Origin of the sequence: Nocardioides marmorisolisilvae (genome assembly GCF_003725775.1) — a bacterium.
Classification (GTDB): Bacteria; Actinomycetota; Actinomycetes; order Propionibacteriales; family Nocardioidaceae; genus Marmoricola; species Marmoricola marmorisolisilvae.
Genome location: NZ_RJSG01000002.1, coordinates 221,645 through 246,711, shown reverse-complemented (window position 1 = coordinate 246,711; position 25,067 = coordinate 221,645). Strand labels below are relative to the sequence as shown.

At 70.4% G+C, this 25,067-nt stretch carries 29 protein-coding genes; 11 read left to right on the top strand and 18 right to left on the bottom strand.

Features of this window, described 5'->3' with window-relative positions; all coding sequences use genetic code 11:
• Position 1 precedes the first annotated feature (1 nt).
• Positions 2-1,495 carry a GTPase HflX gene (hflX, locus tag EFL95_RS04960; RefSeq protein WP_123232950.1) on the bottom strand — a complete coding sequence of 498 codons (1,494 nt, stop codon included), beginning with the start codon at positions 1,493-1,495 and terminating at the stop codon, positions 2-4.
• A gap of 72 nt (positions 1,496-1,567) precedes the next feature.
• On the opposite strand from hflX, the gene EFL95_RS04955 reads away from it, so the two are divergent.
• Positions 1,568-1,780, top strand: coding sequence for a hypothetical protein (locus EFL95_RS04955; RefSeq protein ID WP_123232949.1), 213 nt, complete (start codon positions 1,568-1,570; stop codon positions 1,778-1,780).
• 80 nt (positions 1,781-1,860) lie between these two features.
• Here EFL95_RS04955 and EFL95_RS04950 read toward each other — a convergent pair whose 3' ends face one another.
• Positions 1,861-2,637 (bottom strand): SDR family NAD(P)-dependent oxidoreductase, encoded by a 777-nt coding sequence (locus EFL95_RS04950; RefSeq protein WP_123232948.1) that lies wholly within the window; start codon positions 2,635-2,637, stop codon positions 1,861-1,863.
• 23 nt (positions 2,638-2,660) lie between these two features.
• Positions 2,661-3,311, bottom strand: a complete 651-nt coding sequence (locus EFL95_RS04945; protein ID WP_123232947.1) for a winged helix-turn-helix transcriptional regulator — start codon at positions 3,309-3,311, stop codon at positions 2,661-2,663.
• A gap of 76 nt (positions 3,312-3,387) precedes the next feature.
• Between EFL95_RS04945 and EFL95_RS04940 the strand changes: the two genes are divergently transcribed.
• Together EFL95_RS04940 and EFL95_RS04935 are read left to right on the top strand one after the other, a co-directional pair.
• On the top strand, positions 3,388-4,839 hold the full coding sequence (locus EFL95_RS04940) for a DHA2 family efflux MFS transporter permease subunit (protein WP_123232946.1): 1,452 nt from the start codon (positions 3,388-3,390) through the stop codon (positions 4,837-4,839).
• Positions 4,836-5,285, top strand: coding sequence for a PaaI family thioesterase (locus EFL95_RS04935; RefSeq protein WP_123232945.1), 450 nt, complete (start codon positions 4,836-4,838; stop codon positions 5,283-5,285). The genes EFL95_RS04940 and EFL95_RS04935 overlap by 4 nt, the downstream gene beginning before the upstream one ends.
• Here EFL95_RS04935 and EFL95_RS04930 read toward each other — a convergent pair.
• From EFL95_RS04930 to EFL95_RS04915, 4 genes are all read right to left on the bottom strand, one after another.
• Positions 5,282-5,752 (bottom strand): hypothetical protein, encoded by a 471-nt coding sequence (locus tag EFL95_RS04930; RefSeq protein ID WP_221176324.1) that lies wholly within the window; start codon positions 5,750-5,752, stop codon positions 5,282-5,284. The two genes, EFL95_RS04935 and EFL95_RS04930, sit on opposite strands and share 4 nt — an antisense overlap.
• A gap of 65 nt (positions 5,753-5,817) precedes the next feature.
• Positions 5,818-6,645 (bottom strand): diaminopimelate epimerase, encoded by an 828-nt coding sequence (gene dapF / locus EFL95_RS04925; protein ID WP_123232943.1) that lies wholly within the window; start codon positions 6,643-6,645, stop codon positions 5,818-5,820.
• Between the two features lie 66 nt (positions 6,646-6,711).
• Positions 6,712-7,236 (bottom strand): dihydrofolate reductase family protein, encoded by a 525-nt coding sequence (locus EFL95_RS04920; RefSeq protein WP_123232942.1) that lies wholly within the window; start codon positions 7,234-7,236, stop codon positions 6,712-6,714.
• Between the two features lie 216 nt (positions 7,237-7,452).
• Positions 7,453-9,453, bottom strand: coding sequence for a DUF7507 domain-containing protein (locus EFL95_RS04915; protein WP_183407033.1), 2,001 nt, complete (start codon positions 9,451-9,453; stop codon positions 7,453-7,455).
• 181 nt (positions 9,454-9,634) lie between these two features.
• Here EFL95_RS04915 and EFL95_RS04910 point away from each other — a divergent pair, with 181 nt between their 5' ends.
• Positions 9,635-10,312 carry a hypothetical protein gene (locus EFL95_RS04910; protein ID WP_123232940.1) on the top strand — a complete coding sequence of 226 codons (678 nt, stop codon included), beginning with the start codon at positions 9,635-9,637 and terminating at the stop codon, positions 10,310-10,312.
• 2 nt (positions 10,313-10,314) lie between these two features.
• Here the strand turns inward: EFL95_RS04910 and EFL95_RS04905 are convergent, their stop codons facing one another.
• The 3 genes from EFL95_RS04905 to EFL95_RS04895 are packed head-to-tail and all read right to left on the bottom strand — an operon-like array spanning position 10,315 to position 13,356.
• Positions 10,315-11,757 (bottom strand): sigma-70 family RNA polymerase sigma factor, encoded by a 1,443-nt coding sequence (locus EFL95_RS04905; RefSeq protein WP_123232939.1) that lies wholly within the window; start codon positions 11,755-11,757, stop codon positions 10,315-10,317.
• 53 nt (positions 11,758-11,810) lie between these two features.
• Positions 11,811-12,725, bottom strand: a complete 915-nt coding sequence (gene miaA / locus EFL95_RS04900) for a tRNA (adenosine(37)-N6)-dimethylallyltransferase MiaA (RefSeq protein ID WP_123232938.1) — start codon at positions 12,723-12,725, stop codon at positions 11,811-11,813.
• Positions 12,726-12,729: 4 nt separating this feature from the next.
• Positions 12,730-13,356 carry a hypothetical protein gene (locus tag EFL95_RS04895; protein ID WP_123232937.1) on the bottom strand — a complete coding sequence of 209 codons (627 nt, stop codon included), beginning with the start codon at positions 13,354-13,356 and terminating at the stop codon, positions 12,730-12,732.
• Between the two features lie 125 nt (positions 13,357-13,481).
• Here EFL95_RS04895 and EFL95_RS04890 point away from each other — a divergent pair, with 125 nt between their 5' ends.
• Positions 13,482-13,688 (top strand): antitoxin, encoded by a 207-nt coding sequence (locus tag EFL95_RS04890; RefSeq protein ID WP_123234802.1) that lies wholly within the window; start codon positions 13,482-13,484, stop codon positions 13,686-13,688.
• Between the two features lie 141 nt (positions 13,689-13,829).
• Positions 13,830-13,970: a hypothetical protein gene (locus EFL95_RS19375; protein ID WP_183407032.1), complete on the top strand. Its 141-nt coding sequence runs from the start codon at positions 13,830-13,832 to the stop codon at positions 13,968-13,970.
• A gap of 3 nt (positions 13,971-13,973) precedes the next feature.
• Here EFL95_RS19375 and EFL95_RS04885 read toward each other — a convergent pair whose 3' ends face one another.
• Together EFL95_RS04885 and miaB are read right to left on the bottom strand one after the other, a co-directional pair.
• On the bottom strand, positions 13,974-14,345 hold the full coding sequence (locus tag EFL95_RS04885) for a hypothetical protein (RefSeq protein ID WP_123232936.1): 372 nt from the start codon (positions 14,343-14,345) through the stop codon (positions 13,974-13,976).
• A 64-nt stretch (positions 14,346-14,409) separates the two neighbouring features.
• Positions 14,410-15,900, bottom strand: a complete 1,491-nt coding sequence (gene miaB / locus EFL95_RS04880; protein ID WP_123232935.1) for a tRNA (N6-isopentenyl adenosine(37)-C2)-methylthiotransferase MiaB — start codon at positions 15,898-15,900, stop codon at positions 14,410-14,412.
• Positions 15,901-16,039: 139 nt separating this feature from the next.
• Here miaB and EFL95_RS04875 point away from each other — a divergent pair, with 139 nt between their 5' ends.
• The 4 genes from EFL95_RS04875 to EFL95_RS04865 all read left to right on the top strand — a co-directional run bounded on the left by EFL95_RS04875 (position 16,040) and on the right by EFL95_RS04865 (position 17,931).
• Complete coding sequence (locus EFL95_RS04875) at positions 16,040-16,342, top strand: DUF4333 domain-containing protein (protein WP_123232934.1); 303 nt, start codon at positions 16,040-16,042, stop codon at positions 16,340-16,342.
• Between the two features lie 29 nt (positions 16,343-16,371).
• Entirely contained in the window at positions 16,372-16,953 is a 582-nt protein-coding gene (locus tag EFL95_RS04870; protein ID WP_246004809.1) for a DUF2238 domain-containing protein, read from the top strand.
• Positions 16,954-16,993: 40 nt separating this feature from the next.
• Positions 16,994-17,131, top strand: a complete 138-nt coding sequence (locus EFL95_RS19370) for a hypothetical protein (protein WP_183407031.1) — start codon at positions 16,994-16,996, stop codon at positions 17,129-17,131.
• A gap of 98 nt (positions 17,132-17,229) precedes the next feature.
• Positions 17,230-17,931, top strand: a complete 702-nt coding sequence (locus EFL95_RS04865) for a L,D-transpeptidase family protein (RefSeq protein WP_123232933.1) — start codon at positions 17,230-17,232, stop codon at positions 17,929-17,931.
• On the opposite strand, the gene EFL95_RS04860 is transcribed toward EFL95_RS04865, so the two are convergent.
• The 5 genes from EFL95_RS04860 to EFL95_RS04840 form a co-directional block, all read right to left on the bottom strand.
• Positions 17,928-18,386: a hypothetical protein gene (locus EFL95_RS04860; protein ID WP_123232932.1), complete on the bottom strand. Its 459-nt coding sequence runs from the start codon at positions 18,384-18,386 to the stop codon at positions 17,928-17,930. The two genes, EFL95_RS04865 and EFL95_RS04860, sit on opposite strands and share 4 nt — an antisense overlap.
• Positions 18,387-18,453: 67 nt before the next feature.
• Entirely contained in the window at positions 18,454-19,146 is a 693-nt protein-coding gene (locus EFL95_RS04855; protein ID WP_123232931.1) for a gamma-glutamyl-gamma-aminobutyrate hydrolase family protein, read from the bottom strand.
• Between the two features lie 2 nt (positions 19,147-19,148).
• Positions 19,149-19,547: an MAPEG family protein gene (locus EFL95_RS04850; RefSeq protein ID WP_123232930.1), complete on the bottom strand. Its 399-nt coding sequence runs from the start codon at positions 19,545-19,547 to the stop codon at positions 19,149-19,151.
• Positions 19,532-20,527 (bottom strand): glutathione synthase, encoded by a 996-nt coding sequence (gene gshB / locus EFL95_RS04845; RefSeq protein ID WP_123232929.1) that lies wholly within the window; start codon positions 20,525-20,527, stop codon positions 19,532-19,534. Before gshB ends, EFL95_RS04850 begins: the two co-directional genes overlap by 16 nt.
• Positions 20,524-21,486, bottom strand: a complete 963-nt coding sequence (locus EFL95_RS04840; RefSeq protein ID WP_183407030.1) for a glutamate-cysteine ligase family protein — start codon at positions 21,484-21,486, stop codon at positions 20,524-20,526. Before EFL95_RS04840 ends, gshB begins: the two co-directional genes overlap by 4 nt.
• A gap of 85 nt (positions 21,487-21,571) precedes the next feature.
• Here EFL95_RS04840 and EFL95_RS04835 point away from each other — a divergent pair, with 85 nt between their 5' ends.
• Complete coding sequence (locus EFL95_RS04835; protein ID WP_183407029.1) at positions 21,572-21,991, top strand: MarR family winged helix-turn-helix transcriptional regulator; 420 nt, start codon at positions 21,572-21,574, stop codon at positions 21,989-21,991.
• Here the strand turns inward: EFL95_RS04835 and EFL95_RS04830 are convergent, their stop codons facing one another.
• Entirely contained in the window at positions 21,992-24,985 is a 2,994-nt protein-coding gene (locus EFL95_RS04830; protein WP_123232927.1) for an MMPL/RND family transporter, read from the bottom strand.
• Positions 24,986-25,067 lie beyond the last annotated feature (82 nt).

The window sequence follows — 25,067 nt, the reverse complement described above, 5'->3', positions numbered from 1 at the left end:
GTTACTCGCCCTCGGTCAGACCCGCGAGCGTGTAGAGCTCCAGCTCGCCAGCGATGGCCTCGCTGACCCGGGCATGGACGAGCGTGCCGTCAGCGGTGTGCTCGACACTCAGCACCTCGGCCTTGTCGTGCAGCCGGCTGACCAGGTCACCGCGGCTGTAGGGAAGCAGCACCCGCAGCTCGACCGCGCCGACGGGCAGGTCTGCCTCGATCGCCGCGAGCGCCTCGGCGATGCCCTCGCCCGTCTTCGCCGAGCAGACCACCGAGTGCGGCTCGCGCTGCAGCAGTCGCGCGATGACCATCGGGTCGGCCGCGTCGGACTTGTTGATCACGATCAGCTCGGGGATGTTCTTCGCGTCGATCTCGGCGAGCACCTCGCGGACCGCAGAGATCTGCCCCTCCGGATCGGGGTGCGAGCCGTCGACCACGTGCACGATCAGGTCGGACTCGGCGACCTCCTCGAGCGTGCTGCGGAACGCCTCGACCAGCTGGTGCGGCAGGTGCCGGACGAACCCGACGGTGTCCGACAGCGTGTAGATCCTGCCGTCCGCGGTCGTCGTGCGGCGCGTCGTCGGGTCCACGGTCGCGAACAGCGCGTCCTCGACGAGGACGCCGGCGCCGGTGAGTCGATTGAGGATCGAGGACTTGCCCGCGTTGGTGTAGCCGGCGATGGCCACGCTCGGGATCGCGTTGCGACGGCGCTCGCTGCGCATCGTGGTCCGGGTCGTCTTCATCCCGGCCAGGTCGCGGCGCAGCTTGGCGATCTTGGTGTTGATCCGGCGGCGGTCGTTCTCGATCTTGGTCTCACCGGGACCACGGCTACCGATGCCGGCACCGCCGGCGACCCGACCACCGGCCTGACGGGAGAGGCTTCCACCCCAACCACGCAGACGCTGCTTCATGTAGTTCAGCTGGGCCAGCTCGACCTGCGCCTGGCCCTCCTTGGACTTCGCGTGCTGGGCGAAGATGTCGAGGATCAGCGCGGTCCGGTCGACGACCTTGACCTTGATCTTGTCCTCGAGGTTCCTCAGCTGGCTGGGCGCGAGCTCGCCGTCCATGATCACGGTGTCGGCACCGGTGGCCTCGACGATCTCGCGGACGCCCTCGACCTTGCCGCGGCCGATGTAGGTGGCCGGGTCCGGCTTGTCGCGGCGCTGGTAGACGTTCTCGAGCACCTGCGAGCCGGCGGTCTCGGCGAGCGCGGCCAGCTCGGCCATCGAGTTCTCGGCGTCCTCGACGCTGCCCTCGGTCCATACGCCGACGAGCACCACGCGCTCCAGGCGGAGCTGGCGGTACTCGACCTCGGTGATGTCCTCGAGCTCGGTGGACAGGCCGACGACCCGACGCAGCGCGTGCCGCTCGGCGAGGTCCATGGACCCGGTGGTCTCTTCGGGGTCCGGCTCGTCGTACGGGTCGGTGGTCGGGGTCTCGTCGTCCCAGCTGTCGGTGTCCGCCAGCTCGTCGTCGAGATTGAAGTCGTCAGGTGCGTTCGTCATACAGGTTCAAGGGTAGGCCCGGACCTCAACAGGTTTTGAATGAAGTCCGCGTACGGCGGGTAGGTAAGCAGAATGGGCGACGACGAGGACCTGACCAGCACGATCGAGGAGCAGCTCGCCGAGGAGTCGCGCGACGACCCGCAGACCCAGCCGAGCTCAGAGGAGACCCAGCCCCTCTCGGCGCAGGACCTCAAGGATCCGGCGGTCGAGCCGCACTCCGAGGACGAGATCGCCGAGGAGAACGCGGAGTCCGCTCTCGACCAACCCTCGGACGACGTGTCGTGAACCGCTAGGAGGCGGGCGCACGAACGCCCGGCAGACCCCTTACGCAGAGGGTCGGCCGGGCGTTCGGATGAGTTCAGTGCCTACTTCGGAGGCATCCGGATGCCGCCGTCGACGCGGACGACCTCAGCGTTCATGTAGGAGTTGGTGATCAGCTCGACGACCATGCTGGCCAGCTCGTCACCGATGCCGAGGCGCTTCGGGAAGAGCACGTTCTGACCGAGGTTGGCCTTGAACGCCTCCGACTCCGGGCCCTCGCCGTAGATCGGGGTGTCGATCAGGCCGGGGGCGATGGTGTTCAGGCGGATGCCCGAGGAGGACAGGTCGCGCGCCACCGGCAGGGTCATGCCGACCACGCCGCCCTTGGACGCCGAGTACGACGCCTGGCCGATCTGACCGTCGAACGCGGCCACGGAGGCCATGTTCACGATCGCGCCGCGACCGCCGTCGGCGTCCGGCTCGTTCAGGCTCATCGCGGTGGCCGCGAGGCGGACCGCGTCGAAGGTGCCGATCAGGTTGATCGCGATGACCTTCTTGAAGGCGTCCAGGTTGTGCGCCGAGTCCGGGTTGCCGTCGCGACCGATGGTGCGCTGGGCCCAGCCGATGCCGGCCGAGTTGACCAGCGCCCGCAGCGGGGCGAGCTCGACGGCGGTGTTGACCGCGTTCTGGATCTGCTCGGTGTTGGTGACGTCGACCGCGACGAACGCGCCGCCGATCTCCTTGGCGATGGCCTCGCCCTTCTCGGCGTTCAGGTCCGCGATGACGACGACTGCACCCTTGGCGGCGAGCTGGCGGGCAGCGGCCTCGCCGATGCCCGAAGCGCCGCCGGTGACGATTGCACTGGCTCCGTTGATGTCCATGCGGGCGATACTAGGGCTCCGCGTCAGACTCCGGTCAGGTGGTCGGATGGCGGGAAGCAACGCCGGAACAACGCCTTCGCCTCGGGGCTGCCCGTGACGATCATCGCGGACAGACCGTCGAGATCGGCGCCTCGGTTGATCTCGAACAGGGCGGCGGCGGTGCCGGTGAAAGTCAGGTCGGGCTCCTGGGTCTGGTCGGCCCGGGCCAGCTTGCCGTCGCGCACCTCCAGCCAGTGCTCCTCACGGTCCAGCACGAACCGGACACGCAGGTTGGCGCCGACCGCGCCGACGGGGTCGAAGAGCGCCCCGCTGCCGCCGAAGACCGCGACCCGGGGCCGGACGTCGGCCGCGCTCGGCGCGTCCAGGTAGGGCATCCCGAACTTGGCCAACGCCCGCAGCACCGGGCGGATCCGGACGCCGTCCTTGGTCAGCCGGTAGACGGAACGGGCGGCTGGCGCGGGCAGCTCGACCTGCTCGACCAGGCCGACGCCCTCGAGGTCGCGCAGCCGGTCGGTCAGCAGGTTGGAGGCGATGCCCGGCAGCGCCGTGCGCAGGTCGGTGAACCGCTGCTCGCCGAAGGAGAGCTCGCGCAGGATCAGCAGGGTCCACCGATCGCCCACCCGGTCCAGGGCGGTGGCGATGGTGCAGTACTGGTCATAGGTCTTGCTGGCCACGTGACGTACCTTACGTTGGTTGCTTCTTTATTCTAATTAGTTGATTTTTTAAAGCAACTCCTTCTACCGTCGGACCATGACTCCAGACACCCCGACGGCAAAGACGCCGGTCAACCCGTGGGCCGTGCTCGGCGTGGCCAGCCTGGCCGCGTTCATGGTCTTCCTCGACACCCAGGTGCTGTTCGTCGCCTTCGACGACATCCGCAGCTCGTTCCCGACGGTGTCCTTCGCGACGATGTCGTGGACCCTGTCGGCGTACACGATCGCGCTGGCCGCGGCCCTCGTCCCCGCCGGCCGCCTGGCCGACCGGTACGGGCGCAAGCGCGTCTTCACGATCGGCCTGGTCGCCTTCACCCTCGCCTCGGCGCTGTGCGCGGTGGCGAACTCCCCCGCGCTGCTGGTGATCTTCCGGGTGGTGCAGGCCCTCGGCGCCTCGGCGCTGGTGCCTGCCTCGCTGGCCATCGTGCTCTCGGTCTTCCCCTCCGAGAAGGTGCCGGCCGCCGTGGCGATCTGGGGCGCGATCGCTGCCCTCGCCGCCGCCGTCGGCCCGACCATCGGCGGTCTGCTGGTCAACCAGTGGGGTTGGCGCTCGGTGTTCCTGGTGAACGTCCCGGTCGGCATCGTCGCCTTCCTGCTGGCCCGGCGCGTGATGCCGGAGTCGCGCGAGTCCCAGCACGGCGCCCGCTTCCCCGACCCGGTCGGCATCCTGCTCCTCGCCGGTGCCCTCAGCCTGCTCGCGCTCGGCATCGTCCAGAGCAACCAGTGGCACTGGGGTTCGACGCGGACGATCATCGCGCTCTCCAGCGGCGTGATCGTGCTCGGCGCCTTCGTCGTGCGGACCCTCGACCACCCGCACCCGGCGCTCGACCTGACCTTGTTCGGCGCCCGGTCGTTCCGCTGGGCCAACATCGCCACCGCTGCCTTCACCATCGGCTTCACCGCGATGTTCTTCGCCCAGGTGCTGTTCCTGACCCAGGTCTGGGGCTACGGCATCGTCAAGACGGGCGTCGCGATGATGCCCGGCCCGGCCGTGGTGATGATCCTGGCGCCGTACTTCGGCCAGCTCGCCGGCCGCATCGGTCAGCGCAGCCTGCTCGTGCCCGGAGGACTGATCTACGCCTCCAGCGGCATCTACTTCATCCTCGTCGTCACGGTCGAGCCGCACTGGACCCGGGAGATGCTGCCCGGTGCCCTGCTGGCCGGTCTCGGCGTCTCGCTGGTGATCCCGCACCTGACCAGCGCAGCTGTGCAGGGCCTGCCGGCGGACCGCTTCGGAGCGGGTTCGGCCGTCAACCAGGCGATCCGTCAGCTCGGCGCGACGTTCGGAGTGGCGCTGACGGTCGCGCTGCTCGGCAACCTCACCCCGGAGACCGTGCTCGACAAGTTCCACGACGTCTGGTGGATGCTCGTGATCTCCGGCGTGGTCACCTCGGCGGCAGCGTTGGCGCTGCCCAAGGTCGCCCGCGCAGCAGCCCCGGCGACGCTCGACCCGACCCCCACGACCGAGCCGATCGGAGAAGCAGCATGACCGCGGTAACCCTGGAGGACATCGCCCGGATGTCCGGGCTGGAGCAGCTCGAGCTGTGGCGCGACGGCGCGTTCCCCGTCCCCACCATCGGCGACCTGTTCGGGTTCGCGATGACCGAGCTCACCGACGGGCAGGTGTCGTTCGAGATGACGCCGGACGACCGGCTGCTCAACCCGCTCGGCACGATCCACGGCGGCGTGACCGCGACGCTGCTGGACTCGGCGATGGCGTGCGCGGTGCACAGCACCTTGGCGCCTGGGTCGAGCTACACGACCGCGCAGCTCAACGTGCACTACCTGCGCGCGATGTCGCCGGGCTACGGCCCGGTGCGGGTCACGGGGACCGTGGTTCACCGCGGCCGCAAGCAGAGCACGGCGGAAGCACGGCTCGTGGGACCGGACGGGAAGCTGATCGCGCACGGGACGAGCGCGTGCCTGATCCTCTAGGTCTGGGCCAGACGCTCGCGAAGACCGGCCGCCATCCCGGCGATCGTCAGGGCGTCGAAGAACTCCCCGACCGACTCGGCCAGCCACCGGCGCTTGATCGGCGCCAGCCGGAGCCGGAAGAACACCCGGGTCAGCCCTGGGCCTTGCTCGGTCAGGGTGATCGACCAGGTCAGCCGGGTGCGCCCGCGCTGCGAGCCGTAGACGATCGAGCGTCCCGGGTCCAGGGCCAGGACCTCGAACGTCTCGTGGGCACCTCCCCAGTCCGGTACGACGTCGCCGACGGCGAGCCCTTGCCAGCGGGGCTCGACGTGACGGAGCGCTCGGCGCTTCCGGGGCAGAACCCTCTCGATACGGCGCCGCAGGTACCAACCGGAGCGCTGCTTCCCGAGCTGGACCAGCCACGGCCAGAGCACCTCGGCAGGAGCCGCGAACGTAGCGCCGCGGTCCATGACCACATCGGCAGGCACGACGACCTCGTCACCAGGGCGCGGTGCTGCGCGCTCGGCCTCCGTCACGGCGACCGAGGGAAACATCAGAGGTCGGTCATTCCTTCGGCCACGAGGACGGCCGGGCCGGTCATCAGGATCCGGTCGTCCTCGGTCCAGACGATGTCGAGACTCCCACCCGGTACGTCGACCTGGTACGACGTCCCCCGCTCGGCACCGTCGGACAGCGCTGCGGCGACCATCACGGCACACGCTCCCGTCCCGCACGACCGGGTCTCGCCCGATCCGCGCTCGTGCACCCGGAGAGCCACGTGGTGGTCGCCGCGGCGTACGACGAACTCGAGGTTCACGCCCTCGGGGAAGTGACCGTGGTCGTAGTCGGGCTCGGTCAGCAGCGAGCCGGCGTCGTCCAGGGAGTCGACGAAGGCGACCGCGTGCGGGTTGCCCATGCTGATCCGGGTGGCGGCCCAGGAGCGGTCGTCGATCGACACCTTGGTGTCGCCCAGGACCTCGGGCTTGCCCATGTCGACGGTGATCTTGTCGCCCTCGAAGGTCAGCACCTTGATCCCGGCCCGGGTCGCGATCTTCAGCGGTTCGCGCGGGTCGACGTCGGCGTGGGTGACCAGGTAGAGGCCGAGGACGCGGATTCCGTTGCCGCACATCTCCGACAGCGAACCGTCGCTGTTGCGGTAGTCCATGAACCAGCGCGCCTCGCCCCGAGCGGCCACCGCCGCGGGGTCCTCGGTCGCGTCGGTGCGCACGACCCGGATCACGCCGTCGCCGCCGATGCCGGCGCGGCGGTCGCAGATCCGCGCGACCTGCTCTGCAGTGAGCTCGTGGCGGCCGTTGGCGTCGGGGATCAGCACGAAGTCGTTCTCGGTGCCGTGTCCCTTGACGAAGGCGTAGTCGTTCACAGGGTCAAGTCTAAGTGGGTCGTTCACGGCGTTTCGACAAGCTCAACGACCGCGGTCAGCAGGACATCAACGTTTCACGCGCAGCCTGCGGCACGAGAACTCGCCGTTCTGGTCGTGCTCGATCTGCTCGAACTCGATCCGCCGCGGCAGCAGCGGCGCCCCGGCTCCCAGGGTGAGCGGCGCGTACTGGATCCAGATCTCGTCCAGCAGGCCGTGGTCGGCGAACTGTCCGACCAGCTCTCCCCCGCCGACGACCCACACGTTCTTACCCGCGGCCGCCTCGACCATCTGCGCGTGGATGGCGGTAACCGGCTCGGACGTGAACCGGATGTCGTGCTCGGTCGCCGGGAACGTCCGGTGGGTGAAGACCCAGCAGGGCATGTCGTAGTACCACTCGCCCGGCGCGTGGTCGAGCAGCCACTGGTAGGTCGTCGCGCCCATGCACAGGGCGCCGATCTCCGCGATGAACCCGTCGTAGCCCTGCGGCCCCTTCGCGTCGACGTCGCGGGTCAGCAGCCAGGCGAGCCCGTCCTCCGGCTCAGCGGCGATGAATCCGTCCAGGCTCGAGGCCGTGTAGTACTGGGTGAGCATGCGGCGAGCCTGTCACCGACCGCCGACATCGAGAAGACCACAGGACGCGCCACCCGTATGGGGTTCGGGTGGCGCGCCCTGGGCCGGTGGTGCGAGCTCGGTTCCTCCCAACCGGGCTCACCCCACGTGATCGGGCCGATCAGGCGGAGCCCTAGATCCTCACTTCCGAGGCTCGACCCCTGAGCACCTCGGCCCGTCGGTCCGGGGAACGCCACGTCAAGGACGTCCCCTGGCCGTCAGTGCGACCGGGATCCGGTCGCCGATCATCGTCGTCACGGTGCTGGTGGACGACTGGAGCGTGCTCCCCACGATGTTCAGCCCCTCGGCGTGCGCCCCGAGCTCGAGCTGGCCTGCAGTCACGTCCGCGTCCGAGACGACGTACGGGGCGTGGGCGACGCAGGTCGTGCTGACCGCTTGGGCGAGCTGCGTCTGAGGGCACACCACCGCGCCGAGAACCGCGCTGACGAGCATCACGTTGTGGAGGGTGAAGCCCGACAGGTTGGTGACGTCGTACGCGTAGATCACGGTGTCGCCCGCGCTGAGCCGGCCGTCGCCGTCGACGTCCTGGATCGCCTCGATCCGGCCGGCGACCGCGATCGGGTCGACCGAGATGGGCGTGAACAGACCGGGCGGTGTGACCGGGTTCGCGGCGATGTACACGATGCAGGACGTCGCGGTCTCCGGACGGGCCTCGACCTGGAACCCGCCGGCTGCGTTGGTCACGGCGATCGGCACCCCGGTGCCGAGGTCGTGGCAGGCGGCGTTCTGTCCGCCCTGGGTCACGACGTGGTACCCGCTGGCCACGGACGGCGAGACCGCGAGGGCGGCTGACGAGACCCCGGACCCGAACCCGATCGGGAAGGTCACCGCACCGGTCCCGTCCTCGGTGGTCGTGACGGTGCTCGGCAGCCCGCTCACGCCGCTTGTCGTGGTCGAGGTGGTGACGCCCCAGCCGGCACCGACGGGGGACGCGCCGGAAACGTCCTCCCCCGAGTTGCCGGCTGGGACGAGCTCAGTCACGACCGACAGCGAGCCTTGGCACAAGCTGGTCGCCAGGTCGTGAAGTGCGGCGCCGGCGGCCGCGTAGTCCGCCAGCGCGAACCGGTCCGCTTGAAGTGGGTTGCTGCCGTCGTACAAGGTCGGGCCGGAGATCGGAGCAACGCCGATGCCGGAGCCGACACCGATGGCGATGACGCGGGTGCCCTTCGCCTTGAGCGCGTTGGCGGACGCGATGCCGTACTCGAGCTCCTTGAACCGGGTGGCCTTCACCGACCGGGTCACCGGGCGCGGGTCGCCGTACAGGTCGGGGTTGCCGTCGGTGATGATCACCGCGACGTCGTAGTGCTCGGGCGCGCTGGCCGCTGCGAACAGGCCACGGTCCCAGCTGGTGCCGGTACTGATGCCCCAACCCGCGTACTGCTGCTTGAACACCGACGCGCCGTCCGCGGTGGAGATCGAGGTCAGCTCGGCATGGTTGGGCCCGGCGTTGGCACCCGGAGACAGGGCTGCGAATGAGAAGGCAGCAGCCCTGCTCCGGGTACCGGTCAGCGCGTCGACGAGGCTGTCGGCCGCGTCGACGAGCTGTGGCATGGCCGATCCGACCGAGCTCGAGGTGTCGAGGATGATCGCGACGTCGAGGCCGCACCGGTCCACGACCGCCGGGTTGTCGCGCTCGAGCAGGGAGACGCCGCTGGAGGCGGTGGCGACGTCGAGGTTGTCGGTCGTCGCGGGCGCGTACATGAAGTCGGACGTCGACACGTAGGTCGACCCGGCGCGCAGCTCGGGCCCCGTGAGGAACTGGTAAGCCGTCGTCTGGGTGCCGCCGGCCGCGGTGTGCGTGCGCAGGCTCGTGGCGGTCGACCAGCCGGCCGGTGCGCTCAGCTGCTTCACCGTGAACCGGGCGTCGCGGTGGGCGCCACCCACCTGGGTGTCGGGGACCACGAACGAGCAATCGCCGTCGGCGTCCGAGATGCAGCTCGCCCAGGGCGCGGAGATCGGCGAGCCGTCGGTCGGCGCCGCGAACAGGCCGAGGCGGGCGCCGGCGAGCCCGCTGATCGCCGCATCGGCGGGTCCGGTGTCGGTGATGGCGCCGGAGAGGCGGTCGCCGCCGACCCGGACGGTGATCACAGCCTCGTCGGCGCCCGGCGCGGGCACGACGGCCTGCACACCGAGAGGTGCGAGCGCGACCGCGACGCCGATGCCGGCGATCAGGGCCACTGGGCTGCGAAGCTGCAAGGGGAGGCTCCGGGGATCTGGCCGGCCGGGACCGGCTTGGTGAGGACTACCCGGTAGAAACGGCCCACGCACGCTGTTATTACGCGGGAAACCGGACTTTTTCGGTACACGTGTGCACCGACCTCGGCGCGTAATGGTTCGAACGGCGGCTCGTCGGGTGGGCATGCGCGCCACCGACCGAACTCAGCACACTCCCCTGGCTCTGCCGTCCAGCGGCCTGGCCGGCCCGGCGGTCCGCGAAGCCGCCCGCCAGTACGTCCGCGACGGCGAACCGCTGGCGACGTTCCTCGGCGACCTCGAAGTCGCCTACCAGGTCCTCAATCTCCCGCCGCCGAGCCTCGACCTGGTGAAGCAGGCAAGCATCGCCTGGGCCGACGAGTTCCTCGGGAAGCTGGACGGCCTCGCCTGCGAGGACCCGCTCACCGGGATGTCGAGCGCCCAGCACGCGCGGGTGCACCTGCAGTCGCTGTACCGCTCCTGCGCGGATCGAGGCGAGCACCCCGACGACGCCCACGCCCTGGTGATCGTCAGCCTCGTCGAGGCCTGCCCCACGCCCGAGGCCGACGTGCTCGAGGCCGCCTTCCACCAGTCGCTCCGGCTCGCCACGATCTCCGACACCCTCCGCTCGACCTTCGCCCGTTGCGACGTGGTCGCCGCCCTGGACCACGGGCGGGTGCTCGCCGTGGTGAGCCGCGACGACTCCCTGGCCCACCGCGCCGACGAGCTGGCCTGGCTGCTCCGGCGCCGGCTGCCGGTCAGCAGCGCGCCGCGCGTCCTGGTCGAGCCGATGCCTGTCGCTGCGGACCAGGCGCTGGCCCTGCTCGACGACCTGAACGCCTGAGCTCAGCCGACGCTGATGTCGGCGATCGCGGGGTCGCCGCCATCGCGCGCGATCGAGACCCGCAAGCTCACCGGACCAGCGGATTGCACGTCGAACCCGAGGTCGAAGGCGGCGGCTCCGGCTGGAAGGTGGCAGATCAGTCGGCTCGACCCGGACCCCTCACACGACCACGCGCCGTACCCGGCTTCGCGGTGCACGTGGAAGGCCGACCACGATGCAGCGCTGACCACCAGGGTCAGGTCGCTCGCCTGAGCGCCGGGCGCCGAGATCGGAACGCCGACGTGGAACCAGGATGGGGTCGAGGTGGTCAGCTGCATCCACGACGGCGAACCCAGCGCGACACCGGCCCCGCTCGTCGTGGTCGTGCCCTGTTCGTACGCCGCGGTGTGAGCGACCGTGCCTGCGGCCGGGCTCGGCGTCGGCGTCGGCGTACCGACCGCCGGTGTCGGCTGGCGCGAGGGACCGGAGTGACTCGGCTCCACGATCCCGGGACCGCTCGGCCGTCGACCGCTTTCGCTCCCCGGCGCATCGTGGTGCGGCCAGGCGAGAACGAGTACGGCCGCTGCGGCGGCGGTCCCGACGGCGGTCGCGATCCGGCCGAAGTGCTGGATCCCGAACGGGGCGGACGGGACTGCCGGCGGCGTGACCTCACCGAGCGCTCGATCCAGGTATCCGGCGGTGGTCGCACCGAGCAGCGCGACGACCAGGATCCCGCGCAGGCTCGCGTTGACCTCGTCGAGCTCGAGGGCCGCGGTCGCGCACTGCCGGCACTCGTCCAGGTGCTCCTCGATGGCCTCGCGCTTGCGCCCTCGGAGCCCGCCGCGCACGTACTTCGGCAACGCCTCCCGCACCTCGGCGCACTGCTGCTCGGCCGTCAGCTTCAGGTGCTCGGCGAGGTAGGCCTGGCGCAGGCCCTCGCGGGCGCGGAAGGTCAGCGCGGCGACCGCGTTCGGAGCGACGCCGAGGTAGGTCCCGGCGTCCTCCAGCGAGACGCCCTCGACGGTGGTGTACCAGAGCGCGACCTGCCAGCGCTCCGGGAGCGAGGCGAACGCCTTCTTCACCAGGGAGTGCTCGAAGTGGTCGTCGAGACCGTCACCGAGCGCGAACTCCTGCTCGAGCGGGCCGAAGTCCGGCAGCGACGTCTGTCGCGAGTGGTGGCGGATGTGGTCGATGTAGAGGTTCCGCACCGTCGTGTAGAGGTAGGAGCGGAAGACCAGCGTCGGTCCGCCGCCGCGCTGGAGCAGGTCGATGATGCGCAGGAACGCGTCCGAGACGAGGTCGGGGGCAAGCGTGCGACCGGCGATCGACTCCGCGAAGGACATCGCGGCGCGGTGGTGACGGCGGTAGAGCTCGTCGATCGCGACGTTGTCCCCCTCGCGGATCGCCGCAATCACCTCGGCGTCGCTGCGCGGGTCAGCGTCCGGTGCAGGTTCCAGAGCAGGCATGTCTCGAAAGACGCACGAAGTGACGCCTCATTACGCCGCAATCGACGTGATTTTCAGCCGATGCGGCCGACGGCCTCCAGCGCTCGCTCGACGCGCTCCGGGTCGTCGTACGCGACCCAGGTGATCCGGGGGTCCTTGCGGAACCAGCTGTCCTGGCGCCGGGCGAACCGGCGGGTGCCCCGGGTCGTCTGCTCCCGCGCCTCCTCCTCGGTCAGCTCGCCGTCGAGGAGCGCGAGCACCTGGCGGTAGCCGATCGCCCGGGAGGCGGTCAGACCGTCCCTGAGCCCGGCACCCTCCAGCCGCCGCACCTCGTCCACCAGGCCGCCCGTCCACATCGCCTCGACCCGCTGCGCGATACGTGCGTCCAGGGCTTCGCGGTCGATGTCGACGCCGATCTGCACGGTGTCCGGGTCGCGGTAGGTCGCCTCGGGCAGGGTCGCGGTGAACGGTTCGCCGGTCAGCGCGATCACCTCCAGCGCGCGGACGATCCGCCGGCCGTTGGTCGCGATGATCCCCTCGGCCGCCTCCGGGTCCAGCCTGGCGAGCTCGGCGTGCAGCGCCTCCGGTCCCTCGGTGGCCAGGCGGTCGGCGTACCGGGCGCGGAGCTCGGGGTCGGTGCCGGGGAACTCGAAGACATCGAGGATCGCTCGCGTGTACAGGGCCGAGCCGCCGACGAGTACCGGAACGACTCCTCTGCTGCGGCAGTCGTCGATCACCGCGTGCGCCCAGGCCTGGAACTCGGCGACCGCGGCCGGTTCGCTGACGTCGAGCAGGTCGAGCAGGTGGTGCCGGATGCCACGGCGCTGGGCCGGCGGCAGCTTCGCCGTCCCGATGTCCATGCCGCGGTAGACCTGCATCGCATCGGTGTTGACCACCTCGCCGCCGAGCCGCTCGGCAAGGTCCAGGGCCAGGTCGCTCTTGCCCGATGCAGTGGCGCCGACGACGGCCACGATCGGGAGGTTCGGCATGGGGTCAGTCTGGCAGGTAGAGCCGCTCGGGTTCGGGGGCGACCACGCGGGCGTAGAGCTGGTCCCAGGCGTAGAGGATCTTCGGTCCGGAGTGCCAGGAGGAGACCGACTCGATCGTGTCGAACCGGATCCAGCGTCGCGATTCGGTCGGGCTGGCGCCGGGCAGGCAGCCCGGGGTGAGGGACAGGGTGAGCACCCGGGCCGCCGTCGCGAAGCTGACCGTGCCGGAGCAACCCGCCGGCCTGGGCGCGAGCTGCACCTGCCGGGTGAGCGCGGTCGAGGTCGGGTCCTGCGTCCACGCGCCGGAGAGCCGGCTGCCGTCGCTGCCGCGGATCTCGAACCGGATTCCCCACCGCGAGGAGCTGTCCGGGTTCCAGTCCTTCGCATAGGTGAAGTGCGCCCGGATGCCGTCGTACCCGACCTCGGCCGCGATGCTGGTCAGATCCACGTTCGGCGGATCCTCGAGCTCCTCCGCGGTGCTCTCGGCGTCGAAGGCGGCGTCGGGCACCGAGAAGCTCGTCGGGTAGGTCTTCACGGGTTCGGCGAGTGGCTCGGGAGCCTCGTGCCCGCACCCGGCGAGCACTCCGACGGCCAGCGCGCACGCCAGCCACGACACGATCCGACGACCCACTGCGACCTCCGCTCACGGCACCGCAGGACGCGGCTCGCTTGCGGACGGAGAGCGGACGGGAGTATTACGGCACCTAGGTGCGGGTCCCCATGGGGTGGACCCGCACCCTCTCGAAGGGAGCGGACATGGGATTCCTGGACGACGCCAAGTCGAAGCTGAAGGACGCGGTCGACAAGCACGGCGACAAGATCGCCGACGGCCTGGAGAAGACCGGCGGCATGATCGACAAGAAGACCAAGGGCAAGTACAGCGACAAGATCACCAAGGGCGTCGACAAGGCCAAGGGTGCGCTGGACGGGCTCGACGGCAAGAACGACGACATCAAGGACTGAGTTTCCGCTCGGGCCGATCGGGGCAATCGCGTCGTATGAGCGAAGCAGCGAGCGACCCCGGGCCCGGCCCCGGAACCGCAGGTCGACGAGGACCCGGACCCCGGGAACGAGGCCGGTGGGACCGACGCGGTCGAGGAAGCGGTGCCGTTCCCGCCGGTCACCCCGGACAGTCCGTTGTCGGCCCAGATCGATGACGAGGACATGCCCTCGGCGATCACCGAGCCCGAGGAGCCGGACTCCGAGGCGAATGTCGAGAACCCGAGCACCGAACCTTCGGCCTGAGCATCAGACGGCGAGGCTCGGCACCGGGTGCGGCCAGGTCACCGCGTTGGTCTCGGTGACCGCCTGGACCGAGACCGTGATCCGGGTCGGCACGTCGGCCTTCAGGGAACGCAGGTAGGTCCGGACGACGTCGTCGAGCCCGGGCGCGAGGTCCAGCCACGGGCCTGCGTCGCAGGAGACCTGGACCCGCACGGTGCGAACGCCCTCGGCGTCGGCGGACACCACCGCGTAGACCGGCAGCCGGTGCACGAACACCGCACAGGGAGCCGCGGCATCGGCCGTCGCCGCGTCCACGACAGCAGCCAGGGTGCGACCCAGGTCCGCGTCGGCGGCGATCGGAAGGTCGTCAGGCAGGTAGAGATCGACAACGGGCACGGGGAGCCACCTCTCGGGCGTCGGCAGTACCCCGGTCAGACGCGCAAAGCGCCCTGGGATTACGTCAGCCGCAGACCGGGGCGTCCGGCAGCGGAGCCGGTACGCCGACGCCTGGCATCCCGAGCCCGACACCAGCCTTGCTGGTTGAGCCCGTCGAAACCCTGGCCTCCCAGGCGTCACCGGCCCGCGTACGCCGCACCGACAGCACCGGGCCGTCGGCGATCAAGTACGTCGGCGAGCCGTAGGTGACCCGGGCCTCGACCACGTCGCCAGGGCGGACCTCGAGCTCACCACCGTCCGGGGCGATCGGCGTGAAGTGCACCAACCGGTTGTCGCGCGCACGGCCGGAGAGCCGGTGCGTCTCGGTGTCCTTGCGGCCCTCGCCCTCGGCCACCATCAGCTCGACGACCTGGCCCTCGAACTTCCGGTTCTCCTCCCAGGAGATCTCCTGCACCAGGGCCTGCAGCCGCTGGTAGCGCTCGTTGACGACCTTCGGGTCGATCTGGTCGGGCAGGTCCGCGGCCGGCGTACCGGGGCGCTTGGAGTACTGGAAGGTGAACGCGTTCGCGAAACGGGCGGCCCTGACGACGTCCAGGGTGCCCTGGAAGTCCTCCTCGGTCTCCCCCGGGAAGCCGACGATGATGTCGGTGCTGATCGCCGCGTCCGGCATCGCGGCGCGGACCCGGTCGATGATCCCGAGGAAGCGCTCGGCCCGGTAGGAGCGCCGCATGTCGCGGAGCACCTTGTCCGAGCCGGACTGAAGCGGCATGTGCAGCTGGTGCATCACGTTCGGGGTCTCGGCCATCGCGGCGATCACGTCGTCGGTGAACGAGGACGGGTGCGGCGAGGTGAACCGGACTCGCTCGAGGCCCTCGATCTGCCCGCAGGCCCGGAGCAGCTTGCCGAACGCGAGCTTGTCGCCGAACTCGACGCCGTAGGTGTTCACGTTCTGGCCGAGCAGGGTCACCTCGGTGACGCCCTCGGCGACCAGCGCCTCGATCTCGGCGAGGATCTCGCCAGGCCGGCGGTCCTTCTCCTTGCCGCGCAGCGCCGGGACGATGCAGAACGTGCAGGTGTTGTTGCAGCCGACGCTGACCGAGACCCACGCGGCGTACGCCGACTCGCGCTTGGTCGGCAGGGTCGACGGGAAGACCTCGAGGGACTCGAGGATCTCGACCTGGGCCTCCTCGGCGACGCGGGCACGCTCGAGCAGCACCGGCAGCGAGCCGATGTTGTGGGTGCCGAAGACGACGTCGACCCAGGGCGCCTTCTGGGTGATCGTGCTGCGGTCCTTCTGCGCCAGGCAGCCGCCGACCGCGATCTGCATGCCGGGTGTCTTCGCCTTGATCGGCGCGAGGTGCCCGAGGTTGCCGTAGAGCTTGTTGTCCGCGTTCTCGCGCACCGCGCAGGTGTTGAAGACGACCACGTCGGCCTGCTCGCCCTCGGGGACGGCCAGGTAGCCCGCGCCCTCGAGCAGGCCGGAGAGGCGCTCGGAGTCGTGGACGTTCATCTGGCACCCGTAGGTGCGGACCTCATACGTGCGGGACTCAGACATAGCCGCACAAGAGTACGGCTTGGGCTAGTCCATTCCGGCATCTCTGCCCGATGGCCGTGACGAACCGGCTCCGGGGCTGGCACGTTGTCCGGGTGCGCTCGGGCAGCCCGGGCGACGCCTACCCTCCCAGGAGCTCGTCATGACCCGTCGCCTCACCGCCGTGGCCCTCGCTGCCGGTCTCACCGTCGCCGTCACCGGTTGCACCAAGTCGGTCCCCGCCAACGACCTGGAGAAGCAGGTGAAGTCCGGTCTGACGAAGTCGGTCGGCCAGGCACCCGACTCCGTCGACTGCCCCAAGGACCTGAAGGGCAAGGTCGGCGCCACCGCGCGCTGCACCCTCAAGGCCGAGGGCAAGACCTACGGGCTGACCGTCACGGTGACCTCCGTCGACGGCGGCAAGGTCAAGTTCGACATCAAGGTCGACGACTCACCCAAGTCGTGAGAGGTGCCGCCGACCGGAATGATCGGCCGGTGACCACCCGCCGCCCGGTGCTGCTCGCGGTCCCGATCACGATCCTCGTCCTGACCGTCGTCCAGCTGGCGGTCGCGGAGTGGTGGCCGGGCATCGACCGCTTCGCCGACAAAGCGTTCGGAGCACGCCTGATCAGCTATCCACTGCTGATGCTGATCGCGCCCGCGTTGTGGTGGGTGGCTTCCAGGCGCCGGCGGCAGTCCGAGGCGCCGCCGTACGGGGCGTTCTCGCTGATCATGCTGCCCTTCCTCATCGACGTGAGCGGCAACTCCGCCGACCTGTACGACGCCATCGGCTGGTGGGACGACCTGAACCACTTGGTGAACTGGTTCTTCCTGCTCAGCGGCATCGGGCTGCTCATCGGGCGCTCGGTGCGCCCCACCTGGGCGCTGGCACTCCTGGTCACCGGACTCGGCGCGGTGCTCGCGATCGGCTGGGAGCTCGGTGAGTGGTACACGTTCATCCGACACGGGACCGAGCTGGACACCGCGTACGAGGACACCCTCGGTGACCTGACGCTGGGAACGCTCGGAGCGTCCGTGGCCGGGCTCGTCGTCGCCAGGCGCCTCGCCAGAACCTGACCGGAGCACCGCGGCCAGCGGCGTCCTGGACAGCAACTGGATGTGGGACTACCTCCCGGACGGCTCGGTGGCACCGGACGCCGTCCCCGGGTGGCCGACCCTTTCCGGTTACGACATGACCACGGGCTGGGGTACGCCGAACGCTGCGGCGTACATCCACGGCCTCGCGGGTCACTAGGGATCAACCGAACAGCCGAGCCCGCCGTGGAAAGTCCGCGGCGGGCTCGGCCGTCTCCCAGGTACGCTGATCCCCCGCTCAACGATCAGAGGAAGTCCATGCGCCGCGCAGTTCTCGGGTGTCTCGCCATTGTCGGCGCGTTCGTTCTCGCCACCTCGACGGTCGCACCGTCCAACGCCTCGGACTGGTTCCGGCACACGCAGTGGCGGTTGAACCACTTCGGCTGCGACGCCGGCCCGACGACCGGTTCGCCGAACGACCACACCACTGCCGGGATCATCCGCTTCCAGGCGGCGAACTGGCTCTCCCAGACCGGCACGCTGACCGACGCGACCAAGGCCAAGCTGCTCACGTCGACCTCGGTCCACTGCGACAACCGTCCGGTCCCGTCGAACTCCGGCACCGGCCGGCGGATCGTGATCAGCCAGAAGCAGAACTGGATCTGGCTGGTCCGCGAGAGTGGCGACATCGCTGCCCAGGGCGGCATGATCGACAACCCGAAGATCGTCAGCGTCGGCACCTACCACAGCGGGTCCAAGTGCGGCCGGCCAGCCAAGATCCTGCACAACCGGTCCTACGACCTGAAGCTGCAGCTGGACTACTTCACGCGGATCATCGCGTGCGGCGTCGGCATCCACCGGGTGCCCACGTACGTCGGCACCGGCAAGCAGATCCACCCGGACTGGATGCTCGGCACCAACATGATGACCAGCCACGGCTGCACCCGGGTGAGCAACGAGACCGCGAAGCACATCTGGTACTTCGCGGACCCGGGCACCAAGGTGGTCGTGGTCCGCTAGCGCGGCTTCTCGTCGCCGAGCTCGAGCATCTCGACGACCGTCTCCGGCAGGTCTGCGTCGTCGGTCTCGCCGTACCAGTCGTCGATCTGCTCGTCGTTCCCGCCACCCCCGTGGGCGGAGTCACGGCTGACCGCGGTCGGCTCGTTGGCGAACGACTCCCGCAGCGGCTCCGGTTCGCGCTCGGGCGCCGGCTCGACGTCGATCGCCAACTCGGTCGCCTGCTCGGGCGGGTCGATCAGGTCGTAGTGCACGACGTCCTCGTGGGCGACGTTCTCCTCGACGGGCGCGGCCAGCGGACCCGGGAGGTACCCGGGGATGACCGGACCCTTCTCCCCTGCGGCGACCCGGATCACCGAGGCTGCGATGCCACGCATCAGGCCAACGGCCCACGCGGTCGTCTTGAGGGGGTGCTTGGCAGCGTCGACCACCGGGTCGACGACGTTTCCGGGCTTCATCCATCGCCTCCGTCGTTCGGTCACTCCCCTCAGATGTGCCCGAACGTCGGCGCCACAAACGGTGTCCTCACGCGGTGAGGACCCGGGCCTGTCCGACCAGCCAGCCGAAGAGCGCCGGTCCGGTCGGGTCGGTGAGGAGCTCGTGGGCGTGGAGCTCGGGATGCCACTGGACCCCCAGGACGGACCAGCCGGTGGTCGTCGGTTCGAGGGCCTCGGTGGTGCCGTCGTGCGACCAGGCGGTCGCCGTCCAGGACGGTCCTGGGTCGAGGACCGCCTGTCGGTGCAACGCCGAGGTCTGCGCAACCGGCCCGAGGAGGTCGGCGATCAGCGAGCCCGGAGCTGTGCGGACCTCGTGGCCGTCGACGGGCAGGCGGTGCTCGAGCCCGCCCCGCAGGGTGCCTCCGAAGGCGACCGCGAGGATCTGCATCCCGCGGCAGACCCCGAGCAGCGGCACCCGGTCCGCGGCTGCGGCGTGCACGACGGCGATCTCCTCCTCGTCGCGTTGCGGGTCGACATCCTCGGCCGGGCCGCTGCCGCCGTACCGGGCGGGGTCCACGTCTCCCCCTCCGGTGAGCACCAGGGCGTCGACGAGGTCGAGCAGCTCCGGCGCGTGGCGCGGCGGCAGGATCAGGGGTCGCCCGCCGGCCGCGGTGATCGCGTCCACATAGGTGGGCGGGGTGCCGGTCACGGGCAGGTCGCCGAAGGGCTTCGGGACCCGGTACCCGTGACCGACCACCCCCACCACGGGCTTCCTGGTCATGGTCAGAGCGACGCGATCGCGGTGACGGCCAGCGCCAGGCCGGAGAGGTAGGTGAACATCGCGCCCGAGTCACGGACCGGTCCGTGCTCGGCGAGACTCTTCGAGCTGAGCATCCCGAAGGCGTGCACGTAGCGGGCAGCGGTCGCCACGATCGCGACGACGTTCAACCAGGTGCCGCTGGTCAGCGTCGAGCAGACGATCAGCAGGCCGATCAGGGTGGGGACGTACTCGGTGGCGTTGCCGTGGGCGCGCTGGGCGATGAACAGCCGGTCGGTCGGGTCGGTCGACATCTGGGGGCCGCCGGACTTGCCGCGCATCGCGCGGTGCCGGGTCACGTTGGCGCCGAGAACGAAGACCAGGGCGCCCATCAGGGCGATGCAGATGATCATGGTGTCAGACATGGGTGGAACTCCTTCAGGAGGGTGTTTTCGTGGTGGTGGGTGAGCCGGCGCATGATCACGCCGGAGAGGTCGGTGCCCAGCAGGGCATCCGTCTTGTGCATCCCGCCCGGACAGGTCACGTTGACCTCGATCAGGCGGCCGTCGATGACGTCGAGCCCGGCCAGGGCCAGGCCGTGACGGGCGAGAAGCGGCGCGAGCGCTGCGGCGATGCGCTGGTCCTGCTCGTCGACGTCGGCAGGCGCGCACGGCGGGCCGATCCGGAAGTCGTCGTCGCTCGGGCGTCGCAGCACCGCACCGACGATCTCGCCGTCGAGCAGGAACAGCCTCTTGTTGCCGCCGTCGACCTGCTCGAGGTAGCGCTGGGCGATGACCTGGCGGGTCCCGGTGCGGGTCGCGGACTCGAGCAGGGCCCGGGCGCCCCGATCGTCGCGGACCAGCCAGACGTCCAGGCCGGCGAAGCCGTCGACCGGCTTGACCACGCAGGCACCGTGCTCGGCGACGAAAGCGCGCAGCTCGGCGGCATCGGTGCTCACGAGCGTCGGCGGGCACAGATCGGGAAGGAGCAGTGCCCCCAGCTTCTCGTGGAAGGCGCGGATGCCCTCGGGGCGGTTGACGACCCGGACGCCGCCGGCCTCGACCAGATCAAGCAAGTACGTCGTGTGCAGGTAGCGGCCCTCGACCGGCGGGTCGATCCGGAGCAGCACCAGCTCGACCTCGGCGACGACATCGAGGGTGGTGCTCGCGTTGACGGCGTACCAGGTGGGCTCGACGAGCCAGCGGTGGTCACCGCCGCGGACCCGGGGCGCCAACGTGATCCGCTGCGCCCGGGCGCGGACCCTGCCGTCACGGGCGGACAGGTCTTCGGGAGTGCAGATCCAGACCTGGTGGCCGAGGCGCTGAGCCGCGTCCATCAGGCCGACGCTGGCGTCGATCTGCGGGTCGAGGCTCGCCATCGGGTCGGCCACGACGAGGACGCTCATGCCGCCACCGCCCGGCGGTCGCCCCCGAGCAGCCAGGCCCCCAGCTCCAGGTCGAGCGTCCCGACGGCGGCCGCCGCCCAGTGCTCGGCGAGCCGATCCTGCTCGCCAGCGAGAACGGCCAGGGCGCTGCGACGGCGCTCGTCGTCGTACAGGAGCCCTGCGAAGCCTTCGACCAGCGCCTCGACCTGGGCGGCCGGGCGGGCGTCGGGGAAGCGGACCTCCAGGTACGAACCGCGCGGGCGCACCGGCGGGAACAGGGTGGTCAGGTGGTCGGCGACTCCCCCGTCGACGAAGACGCGGGCGCCGGCGGCGAAGTCCGCGTACGCCGCGACCGGGTCGCGGCCGTGCAGCAGCCGGTCGTCGAACGCAGTCCGCGACGGGTCGACCTCGAGCCAGGTGGCCAGCCGGCTCTGCGGTCCGGTGGCCTTCGCGGTGGCGGCGGCGAGGAACGGGCCGGCCAGGTTCAGCACCCGCCACTGCTCGAGGCCCTCGCGCCCGGCCCACCAGTCCAGGCAGACCTGGGTCGAGGCGGTCGAGCGCATCATCCGGCGACCGGCGGCGCCGATGCTGTCGAGGTGGCGCTCCATCGCGTCGTACCGGGGCGAGAGCAGGTGGCGCGGGGTGTTCGGGTCCTGGCCCCGCACCGGCCGCGCGCAGATCGCGATGCCGTGAGCCATCAGGTCGTCCGCCAGGGCGTCGGTAACCCGGGCCAGCTGGGCGGCTGCCGCCGCCGGGGTCTCGGCCGGCGGCAGGCTCAGCTCGACCTGGCCGCCCGGCTCGAACGTCACCCAGCGCGCGTAGTCGCGACCAGCGACGGCCTCGAGCACGCGCTTCGGGGCGACGCTGGCGCCGCCGAAGACGTCCATCGCGAAGAGCTCCTGCTCGATCGCGACGCGGGTGCTGCGACCGGTCCGGGCGAACAGCGGGGCGACTGCTTCGAGAATCGGCGTGCGGTTCATGACTGCTCCTGATAAAGTAAGGTTACCTGTCAAATATTGGAAGGCAGCCTTACAAATGTCAAGAGGTCTCGAGCGGCCGAATTTCTTGCCGCTGATCGCACTCGCCGAGAAGTCCGCGCGCGCCCTGCGCGACGACATGGTCACGACCGCGCACTCCCGCGGCTTCACCGAGCTGCAGCCTCTGCACAACCCGGTCTTCGCCACGCTCCCCCCGGAAGGCGCCCGCGCCGTCGACATGGCACACCGCGCCGGGATCACCCGGCAGTCGATGGGCGAGGCGATCCGCGACCTCGCCGCGCACGGGATCGTCGAGATGGTCCCCGACCCCGCCGACGGGCGCGCCAAGATCGTGATGTTCACCGAGTACGGCCGGAAGGTCGCCTCCAGCGGCTACAGCCACATCATCGAGATCGACGCCCTGGTCCGCGAGAAGTTCGGCGACCGGGACGTCGATGCCACCTACCGGGTGCTCCAGGGTGTGATGGAGCTCCTCGCGGAGGAGTAGCTAGGCCTCGGCCTTGGACGGCCACCACAGCCGCGGACCGACCAGTGCCGCGAACGCCGGCACCACCATCGTGCGCACCACGAAGGTGTCGATGAGCAGACCGATGCCGACGGTGAAGCCGAGCTGGACCAACGTCGTCACCGAGCCGCTCATCATCGCGAACAGGCTGGTGGCGAAGATGACCCCGGCGGCAGTGATGACCCCGCCGGTGAGCGCGACCGCCCGGGCGATGCCGGCCCGGGAGCCGTCCGGCGACTCCTCGTGCATCCGCTTGATCAGCAGCAGGTTGTAGTCGGCCCCGACCGCGACCAGCAGCACGAACGCGATGCAGGCGACCGTCCACTCCAGCGGCGTACCGCCGATGATCTGCCAGGCCAGGACCGCCAGGCCCATCGTCGCCGCGTAGGAGAGCAGCACCGAGGCCAGCAGGAAGACCGATGCCACGAGGCTGCGGATCAGCAGCAGCAGGATCAGGAAGACCGCGATCATCGCGACGATCGCCACCAACCGGAAGTCCGAGCTCGACAGCTTCTGGATGTCGGCGTTCGTGGCCGACATGCCGGTGATCGCGACGTTCGCGTCGGCCAGCTCGGTGCCCTTCAGGCCGCTGCGCACCGCTGCCGAGATCTTCGCGCTGCGGTCGGCCGCGGCATGGCCGAAGGCGTTGGTGTCCCCCAGCACGATGAGCCGAGCGACCTTGCCGTCCGGAGACAGGTAGGCGCCGCTGGACAGCGCGAACCGATCGTCCTTCAGCGCGCTCGGCGGGAGGTAGAAGCCGCCACCACCCGTTGACCTGGTCGCCGCCGCGGTCGACTTCAGGTACGCCGCGGCCGCCGCCAGACCCGACTGGAGCTGGGCGACCGAGCCGGTGAGCTGCTTGGTGCCGCCGGCCACCTGGTCGCTCGCGCCGGCGACGCGATCCGTGCCGGAGGCGAGGTCGTCCAGGCCGTCGGCCAGTGTCTGCTGGCCGGCCTTCAGGCTGGCGGCGCCGTCGCGTGCGGAACCGAGTCCGCTGCGGATCTGACGCAGCCCGGTCTGGAGGTCGACGGTGCCGTTGGCGAGCTTGCGGGCGCCGGTCTCCGCCTTCTTCAGGCCGGGGATCAGCTGGTCCCGCTCGCCGGTGTAGATCTGCTGGATACCGTCGCGGGCGCCCTTGCAGTACGGGTCCAACCCGCAGGTCAAGCTCTTGCGCAGCGCCTGGTACGCCAGCCCGAGGCCGTCGACGGCGAGCTGGGTCTGGTCGACCGCGGTCGCGAGACCGTCGGCGAGCGCCTGTGCCCCGGCGCGCAGCTGGGTGCTGCCGTCGACGGCGTCGTCGCTGCCCGCGGCCAGCTTCTCCAGGCCACCGTGCAGGGACTCGACACCGGCGAGCACGCGGTCGGCCCCGTCAGCCGCCGAGCTCGCACCGCTGGCCAGCTGGTCGGCGCCGTCGGCGAGCTGGGCCGCACCGTCGCTCAGCTTGGTGGCGTCCTTCGCTCCCCCGGCGAGCTGGTCCTTCGCATCGGCGAGCCGGTCGCCGATGAGGCCGGCCTGGTAGCCGACCGAGGCCTGGGTGATCGTCGTACCGGTCGGGCGGGTGACGCCGCGCACCGAACCGACACCGGTGACCCGCGCGACGTTGGCCGAGGCCTGCTCGAGGGCGGCCAGGTCCTTCGGGTTGCGCAGGTCGTGGTCCGCGGTGACCAGCACGAAGTCCGGGAGCGCCTCGTTGACCGGGTAGTGGGCGTCCATCAGCGCGTAGCCGTCGTTGCTGTCGGTGTCCTTCGGCTGCACGGAGCGCTCGTCGTAGCTCGGCTTGAACGCGGGCAGGAACGCGGCGAGCAGGACCAGCGGGATCAGCCCGCCGGCCAGCGCCAGACCGGGCCGGGAGACGACCCGCTCGCCCCAGCGCGCCCAGCCGCCCTCGGCGCTGTTGCGCTCGCGCGGCTCGAGCAGGCCGCGGGTGCCCATGATCGCGATGAGCGGCGGGATCAGGGTCAGCGAGATCCCGAGCGCCAGCACGATGCTGACCGCGATCGCCGGGCCGGTGGTGCGGAACAGACCGACGTGCGCGAGCGCCAGGCAGGCGTTGGCCAGGATCACGGTCAGCGCCGAGCCGATGATCACCGCCGAGACCCGGCTGGCCGCGACCCGCGCTGCCTCGCGGGGTTCGACGCCCTTGCGGCGCTCCTCGTGGAAGCGGCTAATCAGGAAGATCGCATAGTCGGTGGTCGCCCCGAGCACGATCGCGGTGAGGAACGAGCCGGTGAAGGTCGAGACGTGGAAGACGTGGTGGTCGCCGAGGAACGCGACCGTGCCGCGGGCCGCGGCCAGGGCGACGCCGATGGCGCCGAGGATGAACCCGGTGACGACGACGGAGCGGTAGATCAGCATCAGGATGATCGCGATCATCACCAGCGTCACGGCGGTGATCGTGACGATGCTGTGCTCGACGTTGACCACCATGTCGGTGATGGTCGCGCTGGCGCCGGTGACCTTCACGTCGAGTCCGGCCGGCTTCCCGATCTCGGCGTCGTCGCGCACCGCCTCGACCTGACCGACCGAGGTGGGAGCGCCGGTGTAGCCGGAGAGGCCGATCTGGAAGTACGTCGCCTCACCGTCCTTGCTCTCCAGCGCCTTGCGCAGGGTCGGCGAGCTGATGTCCTGGACGTAGGTGACGTGCTTGGTGTCGGCGCGCAGGCGGTCGGCCAGCTTCACGACGTACTGACGGTCCGCGGCGGTCAGGCCGCCGTCGCGTGCGGCGACCAGCACGATGAAGCTGCGGCTCTTGCCGTTGCCGAAGGTGGTGTCCATCGCCTTGACCGCGCGCAGCGACGGCGCGGACTCGGGCACGAACGGCGTGCTGTCCTTCGCCACGACCGACTCGATCTGCGGCACCTGCACGTTGACGGCGATCACGAACAGCAGCCAGCCACCGATCATCCAGGGAGCCCGGGAGATGGTGAAGCGCGCCAGCCTGGCCAGCGTTGACGACTCGGGACCCTCGGGGCTCATGGGGAGAAGTGTTCCGAGAATCCGGCGCAGCCGCCTCCTACCGCAGAACGAATGAACGCATGGGCTGCGTCACACGCCAGCG

What these genes read in the sequence shown, in the direction of transcription:
- hflX (WP_123232950.1), bottom strand. Translation starts at nt 1,495, where the DNA reads ATGACGAACGCACCTGACGACTTCAATCTCGACGACGAGCTGGCGGAC.
- EFL95_RS04955 (WP_123232949.1), top strand. Translation starts at nt 1,568, where the DNA reads ATGGGCGACGACGAGGACCTGACCAGCACGATCGAGGAGCAGCTCGCC.
- EFL95_RS04950 (WP_123232948.1), bottom strand. Translation starts at nt 2,637, where the DNA reads ATGGACATCAACGGAGCCAGTGCAATCGTCACCGGCGGCGCTTCGGGC.
- EFL95_RS04940 (WP_123232946.1), top strand. Translation starts at nt 3,388, where the DNA reads ATGACTCCAGACACCCCGACGGCAAAGACGCCGGTCAACCCGTGGGCC.
- EFL95_RS04935 (WP_123232945.1), top strand. Translation starts at nt 4,836, where the DNA reads ATGACCGCGGTAACCCTGGAGGACATCGCCCGGATGTCCGGGCTGGAG.
- EFL95_RS04920 (WP_123232942.1), bottom strand. Translation starts at nt 7,236, where the DNA reads ATGCTCACCCAGTACTACACGGCCTCGAGCCTGGACGGATTCATCGCC.
- EFL95_RS04910 (WP_123232940.1), top strand. Translation starts at nt 9,635, where the DNA reads ATGCGCGCCACCGACCGAACTCAGCACACTCCCCTGGCTCTGCCGTCC.
- EFL95_RS04905 (WP_123232939.1), bottom strand. Translation starts at nt 11,757, where the DNA reads ATGCCTGCTCTGGAACCTGCACCGGACGCTGACCCGCGCAGCGACGCC.
- miaA (WP_123232938.1), bottom strand. Translation starts at nt 12,725, where the DNA reads ATGCCGAACCTCCCGATCGTGGCCGTCGTCGGCGCCACTGCATCGGGC.
- EFL95_RS04890 (WP_123234802.1), top strand. Translation starts at nt 13,482, where the DNA reads ATGGGATTCCTGGACGACGCCAAGTCGAAGCTGAAGGACGCGGTCGAC.
- miaB (WP_123232935.1), bottom strand. Translation starts at nt 15,900, where the DNA reads ATGTCTGAGTCCCGCACGTATGAGGTCCGCACCTACGGGTGCCAGATG.
- EFL95_RS04875 (WP_123232934.1), top strand. Translation starts at nt 16,040, where the DNA reads ATGACCCGTCGCCTCACCGCCGTGGCCCTCGCTGCCGGTCTCACCGTC.
- EFL95_RS19370 (WP_183407031.1), top strand. Translation starts at nt 16,994, where the DNA reads ATGTGGGACTACCTCCCGGACGGCTCGGTGGCACCGGACGCCGTCCCC.
- EFL95_RS04865 (WP_123232933.1), top strand. Translation starts at nt 17,230, where the DNA reads ATGCGCCGCGCAGTTCTCGGGTGTCTCGCCATTGTCGGCGCGTTCGTT.
- EFL95_RS04860 (WP_123232932.1), bottom strand. Translation starts at nt 18,386, where the DNA reads ATGAAGCCCGGAAACGTCGTCGACCCGGTGGTCGACGCTGCCAAGCAC.
- EFL95_RS04855 (WP_123232931.1), bottom strand. Translation starts at nt 19,146, where the DNA reads ATGACCAGGAAGCCCGTGGTGGGGGTGGTCGGTCACGGGTACCGGGTC.
- EFL95_RS04850 (WP_123232930.1), bottom strand. Translation starts at nt 19,547, where the DNA reads ATGTCTGACACCATGATCATCTGCATCGCCCTGATGGGCGCCCTGGTC.
- gshB (WP_123232929.1), bottom strand. Translation starts at nt 20,527, where the DNA reads ATGAGCGTCCTCGTCGTGGCCGACCCGATGGCGAGCCTCGACCCGCAG.
- EFL95_RS04840 (WP_183407030.1), bottom strand. Translation starts at nt 21,486, where the DNA reads ATGAACCGCACGCCGATTCTCGAAGCAGTCGCCCCGCTGTTCGCCCGG.
- EFL95_RS04830 (WP_123232927.1), bottom strand. Translation starts at nt 24,985, where the DNA reads ATGAGCCCCGAGGGTCCCGAGTCGTCAACGCTGGCCAGGCTGGCGCGC.